The 23,998-nt window shown below is 66.8% G+C and carries 21 protein-coding genes; 15 read left to right on the top strand and 6 right to left on the bottom strand.

The genetic code is table 11. The annotated features are described in order from the left end of the window. Window positions 1-46 precede the first annotated feature (46 nt). The 10 genes from rseP (at window position 47) to B9Y82_RS04775 (ending at window position 14,378) form a co-directional block, all read left to right on the top strand. Window positions 47-1,405 (top strand): RIP metalloprotease RseP, encoded by a 1,359-nt coding sequence (rseP, locus tag B9Y82_RS04820; protein ID WP_100471754.1) that lies wholly within the window; start codon window positions 47-49, stop codon window positions 1,403-1,405. A gap of 74 nt (window positions 1,406-1,479) precedes the next feature. After that, on the top strand, window positions 1,480-3,843 hold the full coding sequence (gene bamA / locus B9Y82_RS04815; protein ID WP_100471753.1) for an outer membrane protein assembly factor BamA: 2,364 nt from the start codon (window positions 1,480-1,482) through the stop codon (window positions 3,841-3,843). A gap of 452 nt (window positions 3,844-4,295) precedes the next feature. Continuing rightward, entirely contained in the window at window positions 4,296-5,318 is a 1,023-nt protein-coding gene (lpxD, locus tag B9Y82_RS04810) for a UDP-3-O-(3-hydroxymyristoyl)glucosamine N-acyltransferase (RefSeq protein ID WP_100471752.1), read from the top strand. Next, window positions 5,315-5,773: a 3-hydroxyacyl-ACP dehydratase FabZ gene (gene fabZ, locus B9Y82_RS04805; RefSeq protein WP_100471751.1), complete on the top strand. Its 459-nt coding sequence runs from the start codon at window positions 5,315-5,317 to the stop codon at window positions 5,771-5,773. The genes lpxD and fabZ overlap by 4 nt, the downstream gene beginning before the upstream one ends. A 16-nt stretch (window positions 5,774-5,789) precedes the next feature. Beyond that, window positions 5,790-6,581 carry an acyl-ACP--UDP-N-acetylglucosamine O-acyltransferase gene (gene lpxA / locus B9Y82_RS04800; RefSeq protein ID WP_100471750.1) on the top strand — a complete coding sequence of 264 codons (792 nt, stop codon included), beginning with the start codon at window positions 5,790-5,792 and terminating at the stop codon, window positions 6,579-6,581. 53 nt (window positions 6,582-6,634) lie between these two features. Further along, complete coding sequence (gene lpxB, locus B9Y82_RS04795) at window positions 6,635-7,837, top strand: lipid-A-disaccharide synthase (RefSeq protein WP_236494455.1); 1,203 nt, start codon at window positions 6,635-6,637, stop codon at window positions 7,835-7,837. Next, the gene (locus B9Y82_RS04790; RefSeq protein ID WP_100471748.1) at window positions 7,834-8,505 is read left to right on the top strand and encodes a ribonuclease HII; all 672 of its coding nucleotides are present in this window, start codon (window positions 7,834-7,836) and stop codon (window positions 8,503-8,505) included. Before lpxB ends, B9Y82_RS04790 begins: the two co-directional genes overlap by 4 nt. 275 nt (window positions 8,506-8,780) lie before the next feature. Continuing rightward, window positions 8,781-12,371, top strand: a complete 3,591-nt coding sequence (dnaE, locus tag B9Y82_RS04785; RefSeq protein ID WP_100471747.1) for a DNA polymerase III subunit alpha — start codon at window positions 8,781-8,783, stop codon at window positions 12,369-12,371. A gap of 64 nt (window positions 12,372-12,435) precedes the next feature. Next, complete coding sequence (locus tag B9Y82_RS04780; protein WP_100471746.1) at window positions 12,436-13,305, top strand: hypothetical protein; 870 nt, start codon at window positions 12,436-12,438, stop codon at window positions 13,303-13,305. Window positions 13,306-13,418: 113 nt separating this feature from the next. Continuing rightward, on the top strand, window positions 13,419-14,378 hold the full coding sequence (locus tag B9Y82_RS04775; protein WP_043034849.1) for an acetyl-CoA carboxylase carboxyltransferase subunit alpha: 960 nt from the start codon (window positions 13,419-13,421) through the stop codon (window positions 14,376-14,378). A gap of 325 nt (window positions 14,379-14,703) precedes the next feature. On the opposite strand, the gene B9Y82_RS04770 is transcribed toward B9Y82_RS04775, so the two are convergent. Continuing rightward, on the bottom strand, window positions 14,704-15,159 hold the full coding sequence (locus B9Y82_RS04770) for a CopD family protein (RefSeq protein ID WP_100471745.1): 456 nt from the start codon (window positions 15,157-15,159) through the stop codon (window positions 14,704-14,706). 149 nt (window positions 15,160-15,308) lie between these two features. Here B9Y82_RS04770 and B9Y82_RS04765 point away from each other — a divergent pair, with 149 nt between their 5' ends. Next, entirely contained in the window at window positions 15,309-15,899 is a 591-nt protein-coding gene (locus tag B9Y82_RS04765) for a class I SAM-dependent DNA methyltransferase (RefSeq protein ID WP_100471744.1), read from the top strand. A gap of 93 nt (window positions 15,900-15,992) precedes the next feature. Continuing rightward, window positions 15,993-17,300, top strand: a complete 1,308-nt coding sequence (locus tag B9Y82_RS04760) for a polyhydroxyalkanoate depolymerase (protein WP_100471743.1) — start codon at window positions 15,993-15,995, stop codon at window positions 17,298-17,300. A gap of 115 nt (window positions 17,301-17,415) precedes the next feature. On the opposite strand, the gene B9Y82_RS04755 is transcribed toward B9Y82_RS04760, so the two are convergent. After that, window positions 17,416-18,405, bottom strand: a complete 990-nt coding sequence (locus B9Y82_RS04755) for a sensor domain-containing protein (RefSeq protein ID WP_100471742.1) — start codon at window positions 18,403-18,405, stop codon at window positions 17,416-17,418. Continuing rightward, complete coding sequence (locus B9Y82_RS04750; protein ID WP_014036489.1) at window positions 18,402-18,767, bottom strand: PadR family transcriptional regulator; 366 nt, start codon at window positions 18,765-18,767, stop codon at window positions 18,402-18,404. The genes B9Y82_RS04755 and B9Y82_RS04750 overlap by 4 nt, the downstream gene beginning before the upstream one ends. A gap of 135 nt (window positions 18,768-18,902) precedes the next feature. On the opposite strand from B9Y82_RS04750, the gene B9Y82_RS04745 reads away from it, so the two are divergent. Further along, on the top strand, window positions 18,903-19,805 hold the full coding sequence (locus tag B9Y82_RS04745; RefSeq protein ID WP_100471741.1) for a peptidylprolyl isomerase: 903 nt from the start codon (window positions 18,903-18,905) through the stop codon (window positions 19,803-19,805). 644 nt (window positions 19,806-20,449) lie between these two features. On the opposite strand, the gene B9Y82_RS04740 is transcribed toward B9Y82_RS04745, so the two are convergent. Continuing rightward, window positions 20,450-21,322: a DMT family transporter gene (locus B9Y82_RS04740; protein ID WP_100471740.1), complete on the bottom strand. Its 873-nt coding sequence runs from the start codon at window positions 21,320-21,322 to the stop codon at window positions 20,450-20,452. Between the two features lie 114 nt (window positions 21,323-21,436). On the opposite strand from B9Y82_RS04740, the gene B9Y82_RS04735 reads away from it, so the two are divergent. Both B9Y82_RS04735 and B9Y82_RS04730 read left to right on the top strand, forming a co-directional pair. Next, window positions 21,437-22,381: a LysR substrate-binding domain-containing protein gene (locus B9Y82_RS04735; protein ID WP_100471739.1), complete on the top strand. Its 945-nt coding sequence runs from the start codon at window positions 21,437-21,439 to the stop codon at window positions 22,379-22,381. Window positions 22,382-22,449: 68 nt separating this feature from the next. Then, complete coding sequence (locus tag B9Y82_RS04730) at window positions 22,450-22,743, top strand: hypothetical protein (RefSeq protein ID WP_005415831.1); 294 nt, start codon at window positions 22,450-22,452, stop codon at window positions 22,741-22,743. 31 nt (window positions 22,744-22,774) lie between these two features. Here B9Y82_RS04730 and B9Y82_RS04725 read toward each other — a convergent pair whose 3' ends face one another. Continuing rightward, the gene (locus B9Y82_RS04725; RefSeq protein WP_202908143.1) at window positions 22,775-23,554 is read right to left on the bottom strand and encodes a DUF4349 domain-containing protein; all 780 of its coding nucleotides are present in this window, start codon (window positions 23,552-23,554) and stop codon (window positions 22,775-22,777) included. A 32-nt stretch (window positions 23,555-23,586) separates the two neighbouring features. Then, window positions 23,587-23,943, bottom strand: coding sequence for a GFA family protein (locus B9Y82_RS04720; protein WP_100471738.1), 357 nt, complete (start codon window positions 23,941-23,943; stop codon window positions 23,587-23,589). Window positions 23,944-23,998: the final 55 nt, after the last annotated feature.

Genomic DNA, 23,998 nt, shown 5'->3' with positions numbered 1-23,998 from the left:
TCGCCCAGCATGACGACGCCGCCCCTGCCCGCCACTGTGAGCCTGCATGACTGACTTCATCGGATCGGTCTGGTGGATGATTGTCAGCCTCGGGCTGCTGGTCACGTTCCACGAGTTCGGGCATTACTGGGTCGGGCGCCTGTGCGGGGTCAAGATCCTGCGTTTCTCGGTCGGCTTCGGCCGGCCGCTGTGGTCGCGCCGCGACAGGCACGGTACCGAGTTCGCCATTGCCGCCATCCCGCTGGGTGGCTACGTGAAGTTCCTCGACGAACGCGAGGTCGAAGTCCACCCGCACGAGCGCGGCCAGGCCTTCAACCACAAGACCGTCTGGCAGCGCATCGCCATCGTCGCCGCCGGCCCGATCGCCAACCTGCTCCTGTGCATCCTGCTGCTGTGGGCGATGTTCGTGATCGGCAAGCAGGATTACTCGCCTACCATCGGCAGCGCCAGCGGCATCGCCGCCAGCGCCGGCCTGGCCAGCGGCGACCGCGTGCTGCGCGTGGACGAGCGCGCGGTGGCCACCCTCGGTGAGGCCAGCATGGCGCTGACCGCCGCTGCCATGGACCGCCGTGACGTGAAGCTGGAAGTACTGGATCCGGCCGACCAGGTGCGCGTGCGCACCCTGCCGCTGTCACAGCTGCCGGCCGGTTTCGATGAACGGCGGGTGCCGATCCTGGCCGGCCTGTACTGGCAGTCGTGGCTGCAACCGGCGCGGGTCGACTCGCTCACCGCAGACTCCGTGGTGGCCGGGCAACTGCAGCCGGGCGACCTGATCGTGGCCATCGATGGCCAGCGCATCGACAGCGTCGACCAGGTGATCGGCGAGATCCAGGCGCTGGGCCGCGCCGGTGGCCCGGGCATGATCGAGGTCATGCGAGGCGGAGAGCGCCTGGCGCTGGAAGTCACCCCGCGCCAGGGCAAGGACGGCAAGGGCAACCCGGTCTGGCAGATCGGCGTCGGCTTCCCCACCACCTACAGCCCCGCCTACGACACCCTGCTGCGCTACGGGCCGCTGGATGCAGTGACCGTCGCGGTGCGCGAGACCGGGCGCCTGGCGGCCGACTCGCTGGGCATGATGGGCCGCATCATCACCGGCAAGGCCTCGCTGCAGAACGTTTCCGGGCCGGTCACCATCGCCCGCGTGGCCAATGTCTCGGCCAAGCGCGGCCTCGACTGGTTCCTGCAGTTCCTTGCCCTGCTGTCGCTCAGCCTGTGCATCATCAACCTGCTGCCGATCCCGATCTTGGACGGCGGCCACCTGCTGTATTACCTTATCGAGTTGGTCAAGGGCAGCCCGCTGAGCGAGCGTGCCATCGCCGCCGGCCAATACATCGGCCTGGCGTTGCTGGCCGGGCTGATGGGGTTGGCGTTCTACAACGACATCCTCGGCCTGGTCCCGCGATGAACTTTTCCACGTTGTTGCCGTCTACAGCGTCGGCATCCCGCACCAATGAAATCGACCTTCCTACCGGACGTGACATGACGCGACTCCCCAATCGCCGCCTGCTGGCCCTCGCCCTCGCCGCCGTCACCGGCGCTCCCGCCCTGGCCCAGGCAGCCGAGCCCTTCACTGTCAGCGACATCCGCGTCGATGGCCTGCAGCGCATCAGCTCGGGCACGGTGTTCACCTACCTGCCGGTGGAACGTGGCGAGACGGTAACCGACAACAAGGTCGGCGAGACGATCCGCGCCCTGTACAAGACCGGCTTCTTCGAAGACGTGCAGCTGGACCGCCAGGGCACCATCCTGGTGGTGACCGTCAAGGAACGCCCGGCGATCAACAAGCTGACCGTGACCGGCAACAAGGACATCAAGTCCGACCAGCTGCTCAAGGGCCTGTCCGACATCGGCCTGACCGAGGGCGGCACCTTCGATCGCCTGAGCCTGGACCGCGTGACCCAGGAACTGCGCCGCCAGTACAACGACCGCGGCAAGTACAACGTCGACATCACTCCGACGGTGAGCCCGCTGGACCGCAACCGCGTGGACATCGCCATCGCCATCAAGGAAGGCAAGGCGGCCAAGATCCGCCACGTCAACCTGGTCGGCACCGAGAAGTTCGAGAGCAAGGACATCCTGGAGACCTGGGAGTCCAAGGAGCACAACTGGGCCTCGTGGTACCGCCGTGACGACCAGTACTCCAAGGAAAAGCTGTCCGGCGACCTGGAAAAGCTCAACTCCTGGTACCTGGACCGCGGCTACGTCGATTTCAGCATCGATTCCACCCAGGTATCGATCAGCCCCGACAAGCGCGACATGTTCCTGACCGCGGGCGTGACCGAGGGTGCGCAGTACAAGATTTCCGAGATCAAGGTCAGCGGCGACACCATCCTCCCGCAGGAGGACGTCGAGCGCATGGTGATCCAGAAGTCCGGCGACACGTTCTCGCGTGCCCTGCTGGAATTCAGTTCGGACACCATCACCAATTCGCTGTCCAACATCGGCTACGCGTTCGCCAAGGTGAACCCGATCCCGACCACCAACCGCGCCGAGCAGACCGTCGCCATCAACATGCAGGTCGTGCCCGGCCCGCGCGTATCGGTGCGTCGCATCCTGTTCCGCGGCAATACCCGTACTTCCGACGAAGTGATGCGCCGCGAGCTGCGCCAGTTCGAGAACAGCTGGTACTCGCAGGCCGCGATCGACCGCTCCAAGATCCGCCTGCAGCGCCTGGGCTACTTCGAATCGGTGGAAGTGGAGACCCCGGCGGTCAGCGGCAGCAACGACCAGGTCGACGTCGTCTACAACGTCAAGGAAACCACCTCGGGCAGCTTCGTGTTCGGCCTGGGCTATTCGCAGTCCTACGGCATGACCACCTCGGTGCAGCTGTCGCAGAACAACTTCCTCGGCGGCGGCAACCGTGTGTCGGTCGAAGCCTCGCGCAGCAGCTACCTGCAGCGCTACGGCTTCAGCTACACCAACCCGTACTTCACCGATGACGGCGTGTCGCTGGGCTACAACCTGTCCTGGCGCGAACTGGACTACTCCGACTTCAACACCGCGCAGTACAACAGCACCAATGGTTCGGCGCAGGTGGTGTTCGGCGTGCCGCTGACCGAGACCGATACCGTCTCGCTGATGTTCGGCATCGACAGCAACCAGATCACCACTTACGAAGGCTCGACCCCGCAGTCGATCATCGACTACATCAATGCGGTCGGTCAGCGCACCTTCCATGCCTGGCGTACCGAGCTGGGCTGGGCCCGCGACTCGCGCAACGACTACTTCATGCCGACCCGCGGCACCTACCAGCGCGTGGGCCTGGAAACCACGCTGCCGGGTTCGACCATCGAGTACTACAAGCTGAACTACCAGATCAGCAAGTACTGGCCGATCATGCCGTCGCTGGTGATCAACACCCGCGCGGAAATCGGCTACGGCGATGCCTACGGCAAGGACTACACCCGTACGCTGACCAATCCGGATGGCACCACCCGCACCGTCACCGCCAGCGGCCTGCCGTTCTTCGAGAACTTCTACGCCGGTGGCACCAACTCGGTGCGCGGCTTCGAGGACAACACCCTCGGCCCGCGCGAAGTCACCCGCGGTTATCCGGAAGGCCAGCCGCTGGGCGGTTCGCTGAAGACCGTCGGTTCGGTGGAAGCCTACTTCCCGCGCCTGTTCGACAGCCCGTCGGCGCGTGTGTCGGCCTTCGTCGACTTCGGCAACGTGTATACCGGCGTGGACAACTTCAAGGCCAACGAACTGCGCGTATCCACCGGTGTGGCGCTACTGTGGCGCGCCCCGGTCGGCCCGATCTCGATCAGCTACGCCTTCCCGCTGAAGAAGGAAGACGATGACAAGATCGAACGCCTGCAATTCACGTTCGGTGGCCAGTTCTGAGGAACTCTGTTCCTCAGAACTGATCCACCTCCGGTGAATTGCCCCCGCATTTCACCTATCCCCCGCGCCGTTACGCATGCCATCCATGGCATGCGCCCTTCGGGCCGTTGCATGGCAACGTTGGGAATCGCTCCTGCGATTCCCAGCGGCGCGCCCCCCTTAACAAAGGGGGGCTCTCCACCAGACGGGGTGCGAAGCGCCGGGCATTGCCCGGCGTTTTCGTTTTGCTTGCTCGCCGCCAGCCGTTACTTCCCGCGCTCGCGTGAAATCATCTGGTGATGGCGCAGGGGGCTGACCAGGACCGTTGGCGCCATGGATGGCGCCATCGAGCCCCCAGGGATGGGTTTACGGCGTGTCCTGGGCTGCCCCCTGCGCCATCACCCCGGGACATCAGGCAGGCGCCGCTTTTGACCCCGCATGACCGCAATGCCGTCACACGTTAAACTCCCGCCGTGAATACTCCCACCTACACCGCCCAGCAACTCGCCGAGCAGTTCGGCCTGCAGGTCCATGGCGACCCCGCCACCGCCATCCATGGCGTGGCCACCCTCGCCCATGCCGGCCCAGGCCAGCTGACCTTCCTCGCCAACCCGCGCTACCGCGCCCAGCTGGCCGACAGCCAGGCCTCGCTGGTGGTGCTGCGTGCCGACGACGCCGAGGCCGCCCCCGGCGCCGCGCTCGTGGCCAAGGATCCGTACACCACCTTCGCCAAGATCGCCGCGCTGTTCGACATCGCGCCGACGCGGCCGCCGGGCATCCACCCCAGCGCCGTCATCGATCCCAGCGCACAGGTCGCCGCCAGCGCCCATATCGGTCCGTTCGTCTCCATCGGCGCACGCAGCGTGGTCGGCGAGAACTGCATCATCGGCACCGGCAGCGTGATCGGCGAAGACTGCAGCCTGGGCAGCGGCTGCGAGCTGATCGCGCGGGTCACCCTGGTCACCCGGGTCAAGCTCGGCAAGCGCGTCCGCGTGCATCCCGGTGCCGTACTCGGCGCCGATGGCTTCGGCCTGGCCATGGACGCTGGCAAGTGGATCAAGGTGCCGCAGCTCGGCGGCGTGCGCATCGGCGATGACTGCGAGATCGGCGCCAACACCTGCGTCGACCGCGGTGCGCTGGAAGACACCGTGCTGGACGAAGACGTGCGCCTGGACAACCTGGTGCAGATCGCGCACAACGTGCAGATCGGCGCGCACTCGGCCATCGCCGGGTGTACCGGCATCGCCGGCAGTGCCAGGATCGGCCGCTACTGCCTGCTCGGCGGCCACGTCGGCGTGGTCGGCCACCTTGAAATCTGCGACAAGGTCGTGATCACCGGCAAGTCGGTGGTCCGCAACTCCATCCATGAGCCGGGCGAGTACTCGTCCGGTACCCCGTTGACCGACAACCGCACGTGGCGCAAGAACGCCGCGCGCTTCAAGCAGCTGGACGCACTGGCTCGCCGCGTCCTGGCTGCTGGCAAGGAGAAAGAATGAACGATTCGCTGCAGCTTCCGATCGACGTCTGCCAGATCCAGGAACTGCTCCCGCACCGCTACCCGTTCCTGCTGGTGGACCGGGTGCTTGAACTCGACGTCGAGGCCAAGCGCATCCTTGCGCAGAAGAACGTCAGCATCAACGAGCCCTTCTTCCAGGGCCACTTCCCGGGCCGCCCGATCATGCCTGGCGTGCTGATCATCGAAGCGCTGGCGCAGGCCGGTGGCGTGATGACCCAGCTCACGCTCGGCCGCGACTCGCAGTCCAAGCTGTTCTACATGGTCAAGGTGGAAAACGCCCGCTTCAACAAGCAGGTCGTTCCCGGCGACGTGTTGATGCTGGATGTGCAGATGAAGCGCCTGATCCGCAACATGGGCTGGTACTACGGCGAAGCCAAGGTCAACGGCGAAGTCGTTGCCTCGGCCGAAGTCATGTGTGCCGGCGCCAAGGGCTGATCCACTGGAGGCAGGAATGACTGACAACGCACCGCGGATCCACCCCACCGCCGTCATCGATCCGGACGCGCGCCTGGCCGATGACGTCCAGGTGGGCGCGTTCACCCTGATCGGGGCCGATGTGGAAATCGGTGCTGGCACGGTGGTCGGCCCTCATTGCAGCATCCACGGCCCGACGAAGATCGGCCGCGACAACCGCTTCATCGGCCACGCCGCGGTCGGTGGCGAACCGCAGGACAAGAAGTATGCAGGGGAGCGCACCGAACTGGTGATCGGCGACCGCAACGTGTTCCGTGAATTCGTCACCCTGAACCGCGGCACCGGCGGCGGCGGCGGCATCACCACCATCGGCGACGACAACTGGATGCTGGCCTACACGCACGTGGCGCATGACTGCCATGTCGGCAACTTCTGCGTGTTCTCCAACAACACCACCCTGGCCGGCCACGTGACCGTGGGCGATTACGTGATCATCAGCGGCTTCGCCGGTGCCCACCAGTTCTGCCGCATCGGCGCGCATGCCTTCCTCGGCATGGGCGCGCTGACCAACGGCGACGTGCCTCCGTTCACCATGGTCGGCACCGACTCGCTGGGCCGCCCGCGTGGCATCAACAGCGAAGGCCTGAAGCGCCGCGGCTTCGACGCCGAGCGCATTTCCGCCATCAAGCGTGCCTACCGCACGCTGTACGTGGCGGGCCTGCCGCTGGCCGAAGCCAAGGTGCAGCTGACCGAACAGGCGCGTGACAGCGATGACGTGAAGGCCATGCTGGACTTCATCGAGCACGCCGAGAGGCCTTTGCTGCGATGAGCAGCACGACCGGCCAGGCGCCGGCCGGCGCCGCGGTGATCCCGCTGGCCTCGATGGTCGGCAGCGTTCCCGCGCAGCGGGTGCTCAGCGAGCGCCCGTTGCGGATCGCACTGGTGGCCGGCGAGGCCTCCGGAGACCTGCTCGGTGCGGGCCTGGTGCGTGAACTGAAGGCACGCTTCCCGAATGCCGAATTCGCCGGCATCGGTGGCGATGCCATGCGCAGCGCCGGCTGCCAGACCTGGCACGATGCCAGCGAGCTGGCGGTGATGGGCCTGACCGAAGTGCTGCGCCACCTGCCGCGGCTGCTCAAGCTGCGCTCGGCGTTCCGCCAGCGCGCCCTGGAATGGCAACCAGACGTGTTCATCGGCATCGATGCGCCCGACTTCAACCTAGGCATCGAGCGCTGGCTGAAGCAGCGTGGCGTGCGCACCGTACATTACGTCAGCCCTTCGGTCTGGGCCTGGCGCGAGAAGCGCGCCGAGAAAATCGGCAGCAGCGCCGACCTGGTGCTGTGCCTGTTCCCGATGGAACCGCCGATCTATGCCAGGCACGGCATCGACGCGCGCTTCGTCGGCCACCCGATGGCCGATGACATTCCGCTGCAGGGCAACCGCGAGGACGCACGCGCCGCGCTCGGGCTGCCGGCCTCGGCCAAGGTGCTGGCGGTGTTGCCGGGCAGCCGCCTGGGCGAGATCTCGCGCCTGGGCGAACCCTTCTTCGAAGCCGCCTGGCAGGTTTCCGAACGCATTCCGGGCCTGCATGTGGTGGTGCCTGCCGCCAACCCGGCGTGCAGGCAGCTGATCGAAGAACAGCTGTCGCGCTCCGCGTTGCCGGTGGCCTACTCGCATGTGCTTGATGGCCAGGCGCGCAACGCGATGATCGCCGCCGACGTGGTGGTGCTGGCCTCCGGCACTGCGACCCTGGAAGCCATGCTGGTGAAGCGGCCGATGGTGGTCGGTTACCGCGTCAATGAACTGACCTACCGACTGGTCAAGGCGCTTGGCCTGATCAAGGTCGACCGCTTTGCCCTGCCCAACATCCTGGCCGGCCAGGACCTGGCGCCGGAGCTGATGCAGCACGACTGCACGCCGGACAGGCTGGCGGCGGCCATCCAGCAATGGTTCGACCATCCGCAGCGGGTGATCGACCTGCAGGACACGTACGTGCGCCTACACGAGCGCCTGCGCCGAAACGCCTCGGCGCGTGCCGCCGATGCCGTTGGCGAGCTGCTGATGCGCGACCAGGCGCAGGCATGAACCGCCGCCACGCCGCAGCGGCCAGCCTGGCCCTGTTCGACGGCACGGCAGTAGTCGAGCCGGAACGCCTGGTTGCCGGTGTCGACGAGGCCGGGCGTGGCCCACTGGCCGGGCCGGTAGCGGTCGCGGCAGTGGTGTTCGACCCGTCCCGGCCACGCATCAACGGCCTGGATGACTCCAAGCAGCTGACGGCGGCCCGCCGCGAGCAGTTGCATGACCGCATCATCGAGCGCGCCCTGGCCTGGCATGTGGTGCTGGTGGACGTGGACACGATCGATCGCCTGAACATCTACCAGGCCACCCTGCAGGGCATGCGTGACGTTGTTGCAGCGGTCGCGCACGTGGCCGGTTTCGCCCGCATCGATGGCAACGTGGTGCCCAAGGGTCTGGTGCTGCCGGCACAGGCCCTGGTCGGCGGCGACGGCATCGACCGGGCGATCATGGCCGCCTCGATCCTGGCCAAGGTCTCGCGCGACCGCTACATGCTGGATATCCACTCCCGCCATCCGCAGTACGGCTTCGAGCAGCACAAGGGCTACGGCACCCCCGCCCACCTGGCCGCACTGCGCGAACATGGCCCCTGCGTGGAACACCGGCGCAGCTTCGCCCCGGTGCGTGAATGCCTGGAAGCGGCGCAGGCAGCGGCCCCTGCCATCGCGGTGGCCTGAATCGCCTGAACGGCTGCCGCAACCCAGCGGGGGAACAGTCCCCCTGAGTCAGGGGACGCGCCAAGGGCGCGGGGGCGTGGAAGCGTGCTGAGACAGGGCCCGCGGTTCGCCTGCGAACCGTGGGAAGCGATAGCGCGAATGCGATATCGCGTGCCGTCAAGAGCTTGTCGCCTCCCCCTGCCCTCGCTACCCTGACCGGGCACTCCAGCGCATCCCGACCCCGGCGACGATCTTCCGTCAGCACCCGGGGCCCGCGCGCTCCAACCTGGTCCGGCATGTCCAACTCCCGCTTCGTACATCTCCACGTCCACACCGAGTTCTCGCTGGCGGACTCGACCATCCGCGTGCCGGCCAAGCCCGACCAGGCGGACCCGAAGAAGGCCAAGCAGGCCAACCTGCTGTCGCGCTCGGTCGAACTCGGCCTGCCCGCGCTGGCGGTGACCGACCTCAACAACCTGTTCGCCCTGGTCAAGTTCTACAAGGCCGCCGAAGGCGTGGGCATCAAGCCGATCGCCGGCGCTGACGTGCTGATCGCCGAGGAAGGCCAGGATCCGTGGCGGATGACCCTGCTGTGCCGCGATCGCGAGGGCTACCTGAGCCTGTCGCGGCTGCTGACCCGCGCCTGGATGGAAGGCCATCGCCCGGAGGGCGGCGTGGCAGTGCACCCGGACTGGCTGAAAGCCGGCAACGCCAACCTGTTCGCGCTGGCCGGCCGGCAGAGCCTGGCCGGGCGCCTGGCGCTGGACGGCAAGCATGAGCTGGCCGAGCAGCAGCTGGCCGACTGGCAGCGCGTGTTCGGCGATGGCCTGCACCTGGAGCTGACCCGCACCGGCCGCGAGGGCGAGGAAACCTTCAACCAGTTCGCGCTGATGGCCGCCGGCCAGCGTGGCCTGCCGGTGGTGGCCAGCAATGACGTGCGCTTCCTGTCACCGTCGGATTTCAGCGCGCACGAAGCGCGTGTCTGCATTTCCACCGGCCGCGTGCTGGACGACCCCAAGCGCCCGCGCGAATACAGCGACCAGCAGTACCTGAAGTCGGCCGAGGAGATGTGCGCGCTGTTCGCCGACATTCCCGATGCAATCGACAACACGCTGGCGCTGGCCGAGCGCTGCAACATCGAGATGCGGCTGGGCACCTACTTCCTGCCCAACTACCCGGTGCCGGACGATGAGACCCTGGACACCTGGATCCAGAAGATGTCGCGCGACGGCCTGGAAGAGCGCCTGCAGAAGAATCCGCTGGCGCCGGGCAAGACCCGTGAGGAGTACTTCGAGCGCCTGGAATTCGAGCTCAACACCATCATCAAGATGGGCTTCCCAGGCTACTTCCTGATCGTGGCCGACTTCATCCAGTGGGGCAAGAACCAGGGCATTCCGATCGGCCCCGGCCGTGGTTCGGGTGCCGGTTCGCTGGTGGCGTGGGCGCTGAAGATCACCGATCTGGACCCGCTGCCGTACAACCTGCTGTTCGAGCGCTTCCTGAATCCGGAACGCGTGTCGATGCCCGACTTCGACATCGACTTCTGCATGGACCGCCGCGACGAAGTGATCGACTACGTCGCGCGCAAGTACGGGCGCGAGCGCGTCAGCCAGATCATCACCTACGGCACCATGGCGGCCAAGGCGGTGGTGCGCGACTCCGGCCGCGTGCTCGGTTTCCCGTACGGCCTGGTCGACGGCGTCTCCAAGCTGATCCCGAACATCCTGGGCATCCACCTGAAGGATGCGCTGGGCAAGGGCAAGGAAGGCCCGAGCTCGGAAATGGCCTCGGCCGAACTGATCCAGCGCTACGAGACCGAGGACGATGTCCGCGACCTGATCGATCTGGCGCTGCAGCTGGAAGACCTGACCCGCAACGCCGGCAAGCATGCCGGTGGCGTGGTGATCGGTCCCGAGCCGCTGAGCGAGTTCTGCCCGCTGTACGCCGAACACGACGAGAACGGCCTCGGCAAGAACCCGGTCACCCAGTTCGACAAGAACGACGTGGAAGAAGTGGGCCTGGTGAAGTTCGACTTCCTGGGCCTGCGCACGCTGACCATCATCGACTGGGCGGTGAAGGCGATCAACAAGCGCCACGAGCGCGCCGGCATCCCGCCGGTGGACATCGCCGCAATCCCGCTGGACGACACGCCCACCTACAAGGACATCTTCGCCAACGGCAACACCGGCGCGGTGTTCCAGTTCGAATCCTCGGGCATGCGCCGCCTGCTGAAGGACGCGCGCCCCGATCGTTTCGAAGACCTGATCGCGCTGGTGTCGCTGTACCGCCCCGGCCCGATGGACCTGATTCCTTCGTTCAACGCGCGTAAGCACGGCCAGGAAGAAATCATCTATCCCGATCCGCGCACCGAAGCCATCCTGAAGGACACCTACGGCATCATGGTGTACCAGGAGCAGGTGATGCAGATGGCGCAGATCGTCGGCGGCTACTCGCTGGGCGGCGCCGACCTGCTGCGCCGCGCGATGGGCAAGAAGGTGCCTGCCGAAATGGCCAAGCACCGCGAGATCTTCCGCGAAGGCGCAGCCAAGGACGGCGTGGACGAGGCCAAGGCCGATGCCATCTTCGACCTGATGGAGAAGTTCGCCGGCTACGGTTTCAACAAGTCGCACGCCGCTGCATACGCACTGGTCAGCTACCAGACCGCCTGGCTGAAGCGCCACTATCCGGCCGAGTTCATGGCAGCCACGCTGTCCTCGGACCTGGACAACACCGACAAGGTGGTCGGCTTCCTCGACGAGGTGCGCAATCTGGGCCTGACCGTGCTGCCGCCGAAGGTGAACCAGTCGGCCTTCATGTTCGAGGCGGTGACGCCTGACACCATCCAGTACGGCCTGGGCGCGATCAAGGGCGTCGGCCAGGGTGCCTGCGAAGCGGTGGTGGACGAGCGCCTGAGGGGCGGCGAGTACAAGGACCTGCTCGACTTCTGCACCCGCGTCGGTTCGGCCAAGCTCAACCGCCGCACGCTGGAAGCGATGATCAACTGCGGCGCACTGGACGAACTCGGGCGCAACCGCGCCTCGCTGATGCTGCAGCTGCCGGAGGTGATCAAGGCCACCGACCAGATGGCGCGTGAGCGCGCCTCCGGCCAGAACTCGCTGTTCGGCGGCCCTGACCCGAGCGCGGCCTCGATCCAGCTGGACCTGCCCGAAGCCGAGGAATGGCCGCTGCTGCAGCGCCTGAACGGCGAGCGCGACACGCTGGGCTTCTACCTCAGCGGCCACCCGTTCGATCCCTGGCGCGACGACGTGCGCGACCTGGTCGGCAACGATCTGGGTTCGGTGGAGAAGATCTGGAGCGCCAACAGTGGTGGCGGTGGTGGCGGCGAGAAGCGCTGGCGCCCGGAAGTGCAGACCGTGCTGGCCGGCCAGGTGGTCGGCGTGCGCCGCAAGGGTGAGAGCCAGATCTTCATCCAGCTCGAAGACGGCCGCGGCCGCGTCGAGTGCAGCGCGTTCTCCGACGCGATGGCCGAGTTCGGCCACCTGATGACCAAGGACCGCATCCTGGTGGTCAAGGGCGGCCTGCGCGAGGACGAGTTCAACGGCGGCTTCGCGCTGCGCATCCGCCAGTGCTGGGATTTCGACGAAGTCTGCGCCAACTACGCCACGCGGCTGTCGCTGCGCCTGGACCTGCGCCAGCAGCGCCCGGTCTGGGAACGCATCGATGCCCTGCTCGACCGCCATCGCCCGGGGCGAACGCCGCTGCGCCTGGACCTGCTGCTGAAGGGCCCGCATGGTGGCGTCGCCGGCATGCTTGATGTGTCCGGGCAGAGCGCGGTGCGCATCGATTCCAAGCTGATGGAGGCGCTGCGTGCCGACCCGGCCGTGCGCACGCTGAAGGTGCGCTACAGCCCGCCATGGGCCAGCTAAGGCCTGCTCCCTGGTTTTGCCGAAACCCCTGCTTTCCCGTTCCATGTATCAAGGACGATTGCCGATGAAGACCCTGCTGTTCCCGTTCGCTGCCGCGCTGGCCCTGGCCGCCTGTTCGCCCTCGAAGGTCGAGTTCCAGATCGACAACCCGACCGACACGCCGCTGGCACTGAGCATCGATGGCCAGGACCTGCCGGTCGCCGCGCAGGGCTCGCGCCCGATCTCGCTGGCCGTGGGCGAGCATCGCCTGCACACCGACAAGCTCGGTGATGTGCGCTTCATCGTCTACGTCGACGGTCGTGGTGGCCTGATCAACCCGACCCTGAGCGAGTACGTGATCGCCCGCGAGATCTATGTCACCGACGAGAGCAAGCTGAAGAACTTCGGCACCGGCAAGGCCGGCATCGAGCTGGGCGGCGTCGACTTCGAGGGTCCGTTCGAGAAGAGCCACGCATTGTTCATCGACAAGACCTGGACCTACGGCGTGCGCGAACCGTTCCCGAAGGAAAAGGTGGTCGCCCACGTCGATTCCAGCGGCGGCCAGATCGTGGCCAAGGTGTTCACCGCGCCGGATTTCATCGCCTACGTGGAAGAAGGCATGGGCGAGCCCGGCGCCTTCAAGCGCGAGCAGCCGGCCGGCTACGTGGCCCCGGTGTTCAGCCTGGAACCGGCCCCGGCCAGCCTGCCGGCGCTGGTGCCGGCCTTCGAGGCGCATGCCGCGCCGCTGCGCGAGGTGTATGCGCGCTGGCTGAAGGCCACCACCGCCGATGAACAGAAGGCCCTGCGCAAGCAGGACTTCGCCGCGCAGATGGCCTTCACCTCGGCCACCGCCACCCTGGGCAGCGGGCTGGGCCGTGAGGCCAACGAGGCCTACAACGACTTCGTTTCCCAGCGCAGCCAGCTGATGGGCCGCAGTGCCCTGGTGGTGCCCTGAGCTGACTGGCGCCCCCCGCCCGGCTGCGCTACCGTCGCCTTCCAGACGAAGGCGTACGGGTGGTTTGCACGCATTCGGCTAGAATTCCCCTCTTCTTTACACGACGGCTTCCGATGAATCCGAACTACCTCGACTTCGAGCAACCCATCGCCGACCTGGAAGCCAAGATCCAGGAACTGCGCAACGCCAGTGCCGGGCCGGCGGTCAATGTCGAGGCGGAAGTGCACGCGCTGCAGGACAAGCTGCGCATGCGCACCGCGCAGATCTTCCGCAACCTGACTTCGTGGCAGGTGCTGCAGCTGGCCCGTCACCCGTCGCGCCCGTACACCGCCGACTACATCCGTATCATCTGCGATGAGTTCCAGGAGCTGGCCGGTGACCGTGCCTTCGCCGACGACAAGGCCATCATGGGCGGCCTGGCCCGCATCAATGGCCGCGCGGTGATGGTGATCGGCCACCAGAAGGGCCGTGACACCAAGGAAAAGATCAAGCGCAATTTCGGCATGCCCAAGCCGGAGGGCTACCGCAAGGCGCTGCGCCTGATGAAGATGGCCGAACGCTTCGGCCTGCCGGTGCTGACCCTGATCGACACCGCCGGCGCCTGGCCGGGCATCGATGCCGAATCGCGCGGCCAGTCCGAAGCGATCGCGCGCAACCTGATCGAGATGGCCGAACTGAAGGTGCCGATCATCTGCACCGTGATCGGTGAAGGCGGCTCCGGTGGCGCGCTGGCGCTGGGCGTGGGCGACCGCACCGTGATGCTGGAGTACGCGGTGTACTCGACCATCACCCCGGAAGGCTGCGCCTCGATCCTGTGGAAGGACGCCGGCAAGGCCAAGGATGCCGCCGAGCAGCTGGGCCTGACCGCGCCACGCCTGAAGAGCCTGGGCCTGGTCGACAAGGTCGTGCGCGAGCCCACCGGTGGCGCCCACCGCAACCCGACGCAGATGGCCAAGCGCCTGAAGGCCGTGCTGCTGAACGAACTGGACGCGCTGGACAAGCTGTCCACCGAACAGCTGCTGGAACAGCGCTATGCCCGCCTGCGCAGCTACGGCACGTACGAAGCGGCCTGATCGCTACCTGACGTCGGACAAAAAAGAGCCGGGCAGATGCCCGGCTTTTTTTGTCTGCACCTCGCACAGCATCTACGCATGGCATGAATCTACTGGGTGCAGCTGCGGCCGTTGACGTTCGGGTCCGCCATGAGTGAGCCGAGCATCGCAGGGGAATCAGGGGCGAAGAGGCGCCGGTGTCTGAGCGCAGCGAGTTCGGCGCCGTCCCCTGATTCACCGAGAAGCGCAGGGAACCGGTGCTCAGCACCGGCTCGCGTTCGGCGGCGTGTTCTTTGGTTACTTTCTTGCACGAGCAAGAAAGTGACATGTTCGAGCGCGCGGGATCTCAGAACGGCTTGGCCAACACCAGCCACACGATCGGGATGAACGCCAGCAGCGGGATCTCGTTGATCCAGCGCAGCGCGCGCGACGACGGCAGCGCCCTGCCCTTGGCCACGCCCTTCAGCAGGCGACCGATCCAGATGAAGTAGGCCAGAAGCACCACCACCAGGCCCAGCTTGGCGTGCAACCACCCGGCACCGTCCGCGGCGACCATGGTCGGGAAATCCGGGATGACCTTGTAGCCCAGCCACAGCACCAGCCCGAGCAGGAATGCCAGGCCGAACATCGAGTGGCCGAAGCGGTACAGGCGCAGGCCCATCAGCTGCAGGCGCTCGGTCACCGCCGGCTGGCCTGCAGTCTCGGCCAGGTTCACCAGGATGCGCGGCAGGTAGAACACCGTGGCCATCCACGCCACCACGAACACGATGTGGAAGGTCTTGACCCAGTAGTAGCTCTGCATGCGCTTGCTCCGGCGGCTGGCGTAGGTTGGCGGCCATTCTCGCACGCCATGGCGAGGTGGCCGCAGGCACGCGCGCCGCGACACATCGACGCATGGCGCGCCGCAACACCGTACGATAGGCGCCGTTTTCCCCGACCGCGCACCGCCCCATGGACAAGACCTACGACGCCGCCTACTTCCAACGCTGGTACCGCCGTGCCGACATCGGCGGCAGCGCCCGCCTGGCGCGCAAGGTCGCGTTGGCCGTGGCCAGTGCCGAGTACTACCTGGAGCGACCGATCCGCAGCGTGCTGGATATCGGCTGCGGTGAAGGCGCCTGGCGCGCGCCGCTGCTGAAGCTGCGTCCGAAGGTCGAATACCTGGGCTTCGACAGCAGCGAGTACGCTGTGCGCCGCTACGGCAGGACCCGCAACCTGCACCTGGCCCGCTTTGGCGATTTCGCCTGGCTGCGGCCCTGTGCCCCGGTCGACCTGCTGGTGTGTTCGGACGTGATGCACTACGTGCCCGATCGCGAGCTGCGTGCCGGACTGGCCGGCGTGGCGGAGCTGACCGGCGGCATGGCCTTCCTGGAGACCTTCGCCGCCGAGGATGCGTTCGAGGGCGACCACGAGGGTTTCCAGGCCCGCCCGGCCCGCTGGTACCGGCGTGAATTGACCCGGCAGGGCCTGCAGTCGGTCGGTTCGCACCTGTGGCTGGGCCCGTCCCTGGCCGGCGAGGCCGCAGCGCTGGAACGGATGTGAATCCGGATTCATTATTTTCAGCCGACTTAACCTGCGGGACGCCTGGATGGGATATGCTGCGCGGCAACATATGACCATACATATTCGGTCGTCATGCTCTATCAACTGCACGAACTGACCCGCAACCTGCTCGCCCCCTGGGTGCACCAGGCCCAGGCCAACGCCAAGTTCTTCGCCAACCCGGGCCACTGGTGGTCGCAGATGCCGGGTGCCGATCGCCTGGCCGCGGTCAACGAGCTGTTCCATCGCATCGGCAAGGATTACGAGAAGCCCGAGTGGGGCATCAACGAAATCGACGTCGATGGCGAACGCGTGCCGATCGTCGTGCACGAGGAAGTGAGCAAGCCGTTCTGCAAGCTGCTGCGCTTCAAGCGCCACAGCAATGAAGCCGACCAGCTGCACACCATGCTCAACCAGCCGTTCGTGCTGGTGGTGGCACCGCTGTCCGGCCACCACGCCACGCTGCTGCGCGATACCGTGCGCACCCTGCTGCGCGACCACCGCGTGTACGTCACCGACTGGGTCGACGCGCGCATGGTGCCGTCCAGCGAAGGCGAATTCGGCCTGGACGATTACATCGCCTACATCCAGGAGTTCATCCGCCACCTTGGTGTGGAGCGCCTGCATGTGGTGAGCGTGTGCCAGCCGACCGTGCCGGTACTGGCTGCGGTTTCGCTGATGGCCAGCCGTGGCGAACCGACGCCGCGCACGCTGGTGATGATGGGTGGCCCGATCGATGCACGCTGCAGCCCGACCGCAGTGAACAACCTGGCTACGCAGAACCCGCTGTCATGGTTCGAGAACAACGTCATCCACACCGTGCCGGCCAGCTATCCCGGCGTCGGCCGCCGCGTGTACCCAGGCTTCCTGCAGCACGCCGGGTTCCTGTCGATGAACCCGAGCCGCCACTTCAGCTCGCACTGGGATTTCTACACCGACCTGGTCAAGGGCGACCTGGAAGACGCCGACGCGCACCGTCGCTTCTACGACGAGTACAACGCGGTGCTGGACATGCCGGCCAAGTACTACCTCGATACCATCCGCGTGGTGTTCCAGGACTTCCTGCTGCCGCGCGGCGAGTGGGTGGTCAACGGCGAGAAGGTCGATCCGTCGGCGATCCGCGATACCGCGCTACTGAGCATCGAAGGCGAGCTGGACGACATCGCCGGCCTCGGCCAGACCGAAGCCGCGCAGGCGCTGTGCACCGGTATCGCGGCTGACCAGCGCGAGCATTTCATCGTCGAAGGCGCCGGCCACTACGGCATCTTCAGCGGCCGTCGCTGGCGCGAAGTGGTGTATCCCAAGGTGCGCGACTTCTTCGCCGCGCATGCCGATGCACCGGCAGCGAAGGCCACGAAGAAGAAGAGCAACGTCACCCCGTTGCGGCGAAAGGCGGGGTAATGCCCCGCCCGACCCGGGGTCGGATCCCTTTCCAACGGAAAGGGCTCTGACCCCAGCACGATCGGATCCGGGGTCAGAGCCCTGTTCTGCGAACAGGGATCCGACCCCTGACCGCTTACAACCGCACCAGCAGGTTCTTGGCGATCAGCCCGTGCAGTTTGCCGATGCCGCGTGCCAGGTGCATCGTCAGCAGCAGCAGCAACGCGCCCACGGCGGCAACCACGATCGCCACCAGCGGCGAGGCCGCCATCGGCAGCACGTTCACGCCGTCGACGTACACGCCCGGAATGTCACCACTGAAGATCGCCGCGACCGGCGCCCAGATCAGGCTCAGCGACAGCGACAGCAACGTCACCGCGATGGTGAAGTAGATGATGCCCAACGGCAGCATCAGCACGAAATACAGCAGGGTCAGCCAGGTGCGGCCATCGGTGAACATGTCGCCGATGCGCTGCAGCCACGTGCGGCTGCGGTCGGTGTAGCGCGGGCGGCGCGGCATGCGCTCGCCCAGCAGCGCTTCCACCAGCCGCCCTTCCAGCAGCGCCAGCCCGCGCACCGAGCCGAAGAACAGCACGGTCAGCGGAATGCCGATGATCAGGATCAACAGGCCCAGCGACAAAGACAGGCCGGTCACCACCCAGGTGAAGAAGAAGATGCCGGTGGCCAGCGACAGCAGCATGTAGAACAGCGCACCGTAGGTGTGCGGGTCGGTCACCACGCCAAAGAAGCGCGCCAGCAGGGAGCGCTGCACCGGCGCCGGCGGCGGCGCGGCCGGCTCCACGCCACTGGCTTCCGCCGCAGCACGCAGCACCGGCGTGGTATCCGCACGTGGCGTGCGCAGCGCGCGATTCACCGTCACTTCGGTCTCGCGGTAGATCTCGGCCACTTCGTCCGGCGCACCGTAGCTGCCGGCAACGTCGGCGATCACCTCGGCCTCGCTGCGGCCGGGCTGCGCCGCCAGCTCCGAGCGCAGGTATTCCTCGGCGTCGTACAGCGCGTCCTGCACCATCGCCGGGTCGGCACCTTCCAGCGCCGCACGCAGCTGCGCCAGGTACTGCGGGATGGTGCTGGGCAGGCCTGCGCCCGCCGGGTTCGGGACGTTCATTGCGGTACCCCCTCCAACACGGAATCGACGGAATCGCGGGTGGCCTGCCAGGCCTGGCGCCACTGCGCCAGCACGTCGCGGCCACGTTCGTTGATGCGGTAGTAGCGTCGCGGCGGCCCGCTGCTGGACGGCTCTACGTGGCTTTCCAGCAAGCCGGCGCCCTCCAGGTTGCGCAGCACCGGGTACAGCGCGCTCTGCTTGCCGCTCAGCACGCCCTCGCCCACCCGTTCCAGCTCCTTGGCGATCAGGTACCCGTACAGCGGCTCGCCGGCCCGGGCCAGCACTGCCAGCAGGGCCAGCGACACCGTTCCGGCGCTGAGCTCCTTCTGGAACTTCTTCAGCTGGACATCGTCCTCGGACATGACCGCCCTCCACTACGTTGAAGTCCACAGTAGTGCGAAGTTCGGTATAGCGAATGTGTCGTTAGTCATCGTGCCGGTTGGCGTCGCTGGGCGGCTCGCGCAGAATCGAAGCCTCGTTCATGTTCCGGGGTTCCCATGCCGCACCGTCGTCGCCTTGCCCTGACTGCCCTCGCCCTGTCCTGCCTGCTTCCCGCCATGGCCAGTGCGGCCACGCCCTACCGCAGCCCGCAGCAGATCCTCGATGCGTCGGCGGCCAGCGACTGGCGCACGCCGGACCCGGCCAACCTGCTGTACATGGACCTGCCGGCCGGGCGGGTGATCATCGAGCTGGCGCCGCAGTTCGCCCCGCGCCATGTCGCCAACATCCAGACCTTCGCCCACGAGCACTTCTGGGACGGCACCAGCATCTACCGTTCGCAGGACAACTTCGTGGTGCAGTTCGGCGATGCCGACGCCGATGATGCGGCCAAGGCCAAGCCGTTCGGCAGTGCCGCGCGCAAGCTGCCGGCCGAGTTCGAGCGCGCCAGCGCTGGCCTGAAGGTCAGCGTGCTGCCGGATCGCGATGGCTGGGCGGCGCAGACCGGTTTCGTCGACGGCTTCCCGGTCGGCCAGGACCCGCAGGCCGGCAAGGCCTGGCTGGCGCATTGCTACGGCATGCTGGGCGCGGGCCGCAGCAACGAGGAAGACAGCAGCATCGGCGCCGAACTGTACGTGGTGACGGGGCAGTCACCGCGCCAGCTGGACCGCAACATCACCCTGGTCGGCCGCGTGCTGAAGGGCATGGAGCTGCTCAGCGCGGTCCCGCGCGGCCCGGCGCCGATGGGCTTCTACACCGACCCGAAGCTGCGTACGCCGATCGTGTCGATCCGCCGCGCCAGCGATGTGCCGGCGGCCGAGCGCACGCCAATCCAGGTGCTGCGCACCGATTCGAAGACCTTCGCCGATACGGTGGAGGCGCGGCGCAATCGCGTGGATGATTTCTACAAGCGCCCAGCGGGGCATATCGATCTTTGCAATGTTCCGGTGCCGGTGAAGTAACGCCGTTGCGGGTTCTGCGCGTGGCGCGTGCTGAAGGTGCTTCATCGTTCATGGGCGTCACTTTTCTTTTCTCGCGAAAAGAAAAGTAACCAAAAGAAACGTTCCGCCGGTCACGAGCCGATGCGCGTTGCGCATCGGTGCCCTGCGCTCCTCGGCCCGTCGAGGGACGGCGCGGGAACTCGCTGCGCTCAAACATCGGCGCCTCTTCGCCCCTGATTCCCCTGCGATGCTCGGCTCGCTCAAGGCGGACTGGAAGGTCAAGATCAACCGCAAAAGCATCCACGCATGGCGTGGATCTACTGGGTGCAGCTGCGGCCTTTGATCTGGGTCCGCCTTGAGCGAGCCGAGCACCGCAGGTCCGGCGAGGGCGAAGAGGCGCGGGTGTCTGAGCGCAGCGAGTTCCCGCGCCGTCCCTCGACGGGCCGAGGAGCGCAGGGCACCGATGCGCAACGCGCATCGGCTCGTGACCGGCGGAACGTTTCTTTTGGTTACTTTTCTTGATGGCGCACATCCCTGTGCGCCACCCTCCGGGCCGGCTGCGCCGTTCCGCGCTGCTCCTGCAGCGCGGCGCGCGTACAAAGAAAAGTAACGCCCATGAACGATGAAGCACCTTCAGCACGCGCCACACGCAAAACGCCAACGCCTCAGCCCTTCTGACTCACCGCCACGCTACCCAGGATCAACACACCGGCAATCAGCATCTGCAGCGTCACCGGCTCACCCAGGAACAACCACGCAAACGCCGCACCGAACAGCGGAATCAGGTAGGTCACCGTCGACGCGCGCGACGGGCCGATACGCCCGATCAGGCGATAGAACATCAGGAACGCCAGCCCGGTGCAGGCCACGCCCAGGGCAATCGCCGCGCCCCAGGCCTTGGCCGGAATCGCCGCCTGCGGCCAATGGCTGACCGCCATCGGCAGCATCCACAGCGAGGCACACGACAGCGTTGCCGCAGCCGCCGCCGCCGACGGCAGGCCGGTCATGTGCCGCTTCACCAGGTTGACGCCCAGGCCGTACAGCAGCGAGGCCGCCGCACCGGCCAGCACCGCGGTGCCGATGCTCAGGCCCGACACCTTGGCCGTGGCCAGCACGACCACGCCGGCAAAGCCGACCAGCAACGCGCCAGCGCGGCGCATGCCGATCTTCTCGCCAAAGAACAGGAATGCGATCAGCGCAGCGAACAACACGGTCATCGCATTGCAGATCGCGCCGATCGCAGCAGGGGCCCGCTCCGCCGCATAAGCGAACAGCACGAACGGCAGCGCCGAGTTGATCAGGCCGATCGGTGCCAGCCACAGCCAGCGCCGCGGTGGGAACTGCGCGCGAGCGCGCCACAGGAATGGCAGCAGCACCAGCGCGCCCAGCACCAGCCGTACCTCGACCAGCGCGAACGGGCCGAACGACGGCACCGCCACCCGCATGAACAGGAACGAGCAGCCCCAGATGGCGCCCAGCAGGGTCAACTCCAGCGGTGTGCGCCAGTCGCGCTCGGCCGCCTGTGGGACCGCATTCATGTCCTGCCTCCGTCCATCGTCTGATCCTCGCAAGGCAGACAGGATCAGGCGCAGACGCCTGCCGCACAAGCGCGTAGTATCGCTGCCAGCCACAAATATGGTTTGAGGCTGGACATGCAGCTACGCCCTTCCCTGCTCCCCGCGCTGGCCGTGTTCGCTGTCGCCGCGCGCCACCAGAACTTCGCCCAGGCCGCACAGGAACTGCACCTGACCGCCAGCGCGGTCAGCCATCACGTGCGCCGCCTGGAGGAGGTGCTGGAGACCCGGCTGTTCCTGCGCCATGCCCGCGGCGTGCGCCTGACCGCCGAGGGGCGGCAGCTGGCCGATGCGGCCAGTGCAGCCTTCACCGATGTCGCGGCGGTCGCCCACCATCTGCACCCGGATGCGGACAGCGTGCCGTTGCGGATCACCACGCTGCGCTCGCTGTCGTACTGCTGGCTGCTGCCGCGGTTGCCACGCTTCACCCAGGCCCATCCGCACATCCGCATCGAGCTGCACACCGGCAGCGGCCTGGACCGCTACGACGATAGCGGGCCGGAGGTCGGCATCCGCTACGGCCTGGGCCAATGGCCGGGCCTGCGTGCGCAGCACCTGATGGATGACTACCTGTTTCCGGTCGCCTCACCGGCACTGGCCGGGGTGGAAACGCTGGTCGACCCGGCGCGCATCGCCGACCTCCCGCTGCTGACCGATCTGTCGCCGCAGGGCTGGCGCGACTGGTTCCGTCATGCCGGCGTGCGCCCGCCGTCGCCGCTGCCGCCGATGCACACCTTCGCCGACAGTACCGATGCGATGCGCGCGGCGGTGTACGGCATGGGCGCGGTGCTGGCACGCACCCACATCGCGCAGCCCTACCTGCAGCGCTACGAGGTGGTACGCCTGCCCGGCCCGGCGCTGAAAGCGCGCTATGCGTATCACGTGGTGCATGCCGAAGGGCAACCGCCGAGCCACGCCGCGCGCCTGTTCATCGACTGGTTGCTGGAGCAGGCGCAGGTCGAACGCACGCCGATTCCCGCATTGCCGGACAGCCTGCTCGGGCGCCCGGCCACGCACGGCTGACTGCGCCCTCACCCGTTCTTTGCTTCACGCTGGCTAGGCTGCTGGCGAACCCACAACGTACCTATGCCATGGCCATGCTGCGACTGCGCATCACCGGAACCGAAGACGACGCCCGTGCGATCAGCGATCTGCTGCTCGGCCTGGATGGCATCGAACATGTCGAGGAAACCGACGACCTGATGCCACACATGGACGACGACGATTCCAGTTCGGCCGGGCTGTCCGATGACATCGGCCCGGGCATCCACGAACTGGAAGTGGAAGTCGGCAATGAAAGCACCGCGCAGAAGGTGCGCGATGCGGTGCAGGAGCTGGCGCTGGAGCTGGATGTGTTCGTCGAGTACGAGACTGACGAGGGCTGATGCCGGCGGGCTACCGGCATCAACCATTGCCTCAGAGGGTGGGCGGCAGCTTGCGGCGGCGGCGACGCCACCACGCCCGCGCACCCCATGCCACGATCAGGGCCAGCACCGCCACCGGCAGCAGCGCGGCCGCAGCGCGGATCAGGAACGCAATGCTGGTGCTGAGGATGCTGCCCGATTCGCTCAGCGCCTCACCGATCTCGCTGCGGCTGCGCTGGCCGGACGTGGTATCGAAGTGGATCGTCACCAGCTGGGTATCGATGCGCCGGCGCTGCTGGGCGGCATCCTTGTTGGCCTGCTCGACGCCCGCTTCGATCTCCGACAGGCGCGTGGTGATCGCCATCAGGTCTTCGATCTTCAGGTCCTTGCGGTCCTGGTAGGACAGCAGCCGCGCATGTTCCTTCTCCAGCCGCGCCTTGGTCAGCGCCGTATCGGCCACGGCTTGCGCGAGATCTTCGGCACGCGTGTTGCGCGACTGCAGTTTTCCACCTTCACCGGCCATCGCGATCAGCGGCTCGGTGCCCTTCGGCGCGATGCGTACCCTGACCTCGCCGCTGGGCTGCTCGCCACTGCGCTGGTCGACCTGCAGCACCGCGCAGTCACCGAACTTCGCGTTCTGACAGGCCTGTGCCACCTGCTGGATGCGCGGTGCGATCTGCGCCGCCTCCAGCTGTACCTGCACGTCATGTTCATAGGCCAGGAAGGCACCTTCCGGTGATGCGACGGCAGCCTCGGCGGCAGTGGCGCCTGCATCGGCCGCCGCATCGCCGTGCTTGGCACAGGCCGCCAGCGCCAGCAGCAGTACCGGCATCGTCACCACACGCGTCCACGCACGCACCGGCCTCACAGTGCGGCTCCGTCATAGGACATCACCGCCAACGTGCCCAGATCCACCTGCGGCACGCAGCGCACGTTCACCGCCACCATCGGCGTACCTGTGCGCGGGTCCACCGCTTCGCTGTACGGCGCAACGCCGCACTCACGGCAATGGTGATGATCGATGTGGGCCTTGTTGAAATGATAGGTGGCCACGTCCGCCGGATCGGTCGTCAGCTGGAACGCCTCACGCGGCGTGAACCACAGCAGGCTGCCGCGGCGGCGGCACATCGAGCAGTTGCAGTCGATGACGTCGCTGATCGGCGCCCCGGCCTGTACGGTGAATGCGATCCTGCCGCAATGGCAGCTTCCCTGGTATTCCATGTCCTGCGCTCCGCTGGAGAGTCCTTGTCTGCCACCATGGTAATCCTATGGCACG

Origin of the sequence: Stenotrophomonas maltophilia, assembly GCF_002799155.1 — a bacterium.
GTDB lineage: Bacteria > Pseudomonadota > Gammaproteobacteria > Xanthomonadales > Xanthomonadaceae > Stenotrophomonas > Stenotrophomonas maltophilia_R.
Note: the sequence above shows the minus strand (reverse complement) of the source record. Positions and strands in the feature narration are given on the sequence as shown.

Bases quoted from the DNA above. Each gene is read 5' to 3' on its own strand.
- rseP (WP_100471754.1), top strand. From the start codon at position 47: ATGACTGACTTCATCGGATCGGTCTGGTGGATGATTGTCAGCCTCGGG.
- bamA (WP_100471753.1), top strand. From the start codon at position 1,480: ATGACGCGACTCCCCAATCGCCGCCTGCTGGCCCTCGCCCTCGCCGCC.
- fabZ (WP_100471751.1), top strand. From the start codon at position 5,315: ATGAACGATTCGCTGCAGCTTCCGATCGACGTCTGCCAGATCCAGGAA.
- lpxA (WP_100471750.1), top strand. From the start codon at position 5,790: ATGACTGACAACGCACCGCGGATCCACCCCACCGCCGTCATCGATCCG.
- lpxB (WP_236494455.1), top strand. From the start codon at position 6,635: ATGGTCGGCAGCGTTCCCGCGCAGCGGGTGCTCAGCGAGCGCCCGTTG.
- B9Y82_RS04790 (WP_100471748.1), top strand. From the start codon at position 7,834: ATGAACCGCCGCCACGCCGCAGCGGCCAGCCTGGCCCTGTTCGACGGC.
- dnaE (WP_100471747.1), top strand. From the start codon at position 8,781: ATGTCCAACTCCCGCTTCGTACATCTCCACGTCCACACCGAGTTCTCG.
- B9Y82_RS04780 (WP_100471746.1), top strand. From the start codon at position 12,436: ATGAAGACCCTGCTGTTCCCGTTCGCTGCCGCGCTGGCCCTGGCCGCC.
- B9Y82_RS04775 (WP_043034849.1), top strand. From the start codon at position 13,419: ATGAATCCGAACTACCTCGACTTCGAGCAACCCATCGCCGACCTGGAA.
- B9Y82_RS04770 (WP_100471745.1), bottom strand. From the start codon at position 15,159: ATGCAGAGCTACTACTGGGTCAAGACCTTCCACATCGTGTTCGTGGTG.
- B9Y82_RS04765 (WP_100471744.1), top strand. From the start codon at position 15,309: ATGGACAAGACCTACGACGCCGCCTACTTCCAACGCTGGTACCGCCGT.
- B9Y82_RS04760 (WP_100471743.1), top strand. From the start codon at position 15,993: ATGCTCTATCAACTGCACGAACTGACCCGCAACCTGCTCGCCCCCTGG.
- B9Y82_RS04755 (WP_100471742.1), bottom strand. From the start codon at position 18,405: ATGAACGTCCCGAACCCGGCGGGCGCAGGCCTGCCCAGCACCATCCCG.
- B9Y82_RS04750 (WP_014036489.1), bottom strand. From the start codon at position 18,767: ATGTCCGAGGACGATGTCCAGCTGAAGAAGTTCCAGAAGGAGCTCAGC.
- B9Y82_RS04745 (WP_100471741.1), top strand. From the start codon at position 18,903: ATGCCGCACCGTCGTCGCCTTGCCCTGACTGCCCTCGCCCTGTCCTGC.
- B9Y82_RS04740 (WP_100471740.1), bottom strand. From the start codon at position 21,322: ATGAATGCGGTCCCACAGGCGGCCGAGCGCGACTGGCGCACACCGCTG.
- B9Y82_RS04735 (WP_100471739.1), top strand. From the start codon at position 21,437: ATGCAGCTACGCCCTTCCCTGCTCCCCGCGCTGGCCGTGTTCGCTGTC.
- B9Y82_RS04730 (WP_005415831.1), top strand. From the start codon at position 22,450: ATGGCCATGCTGCGACTGCGCATCACCGGAACCGAAGACGACGCCCGT.
- B9Y82_RS04725 (WP_202908143.1), bottom strand. From the start codon at position 23,554: ATGCCGGTACTGCTGCTGGCGCTGGCGGCCTGTGCCAAGCACGGCGAT.
- B9Y82_RS04720 (WP_100471738.1), bottom strand. From the start codon at position 23,943: ATGGAATACCAGGGAAGCTGCCATTGCGGCAGGATCGCATTCACCGTA.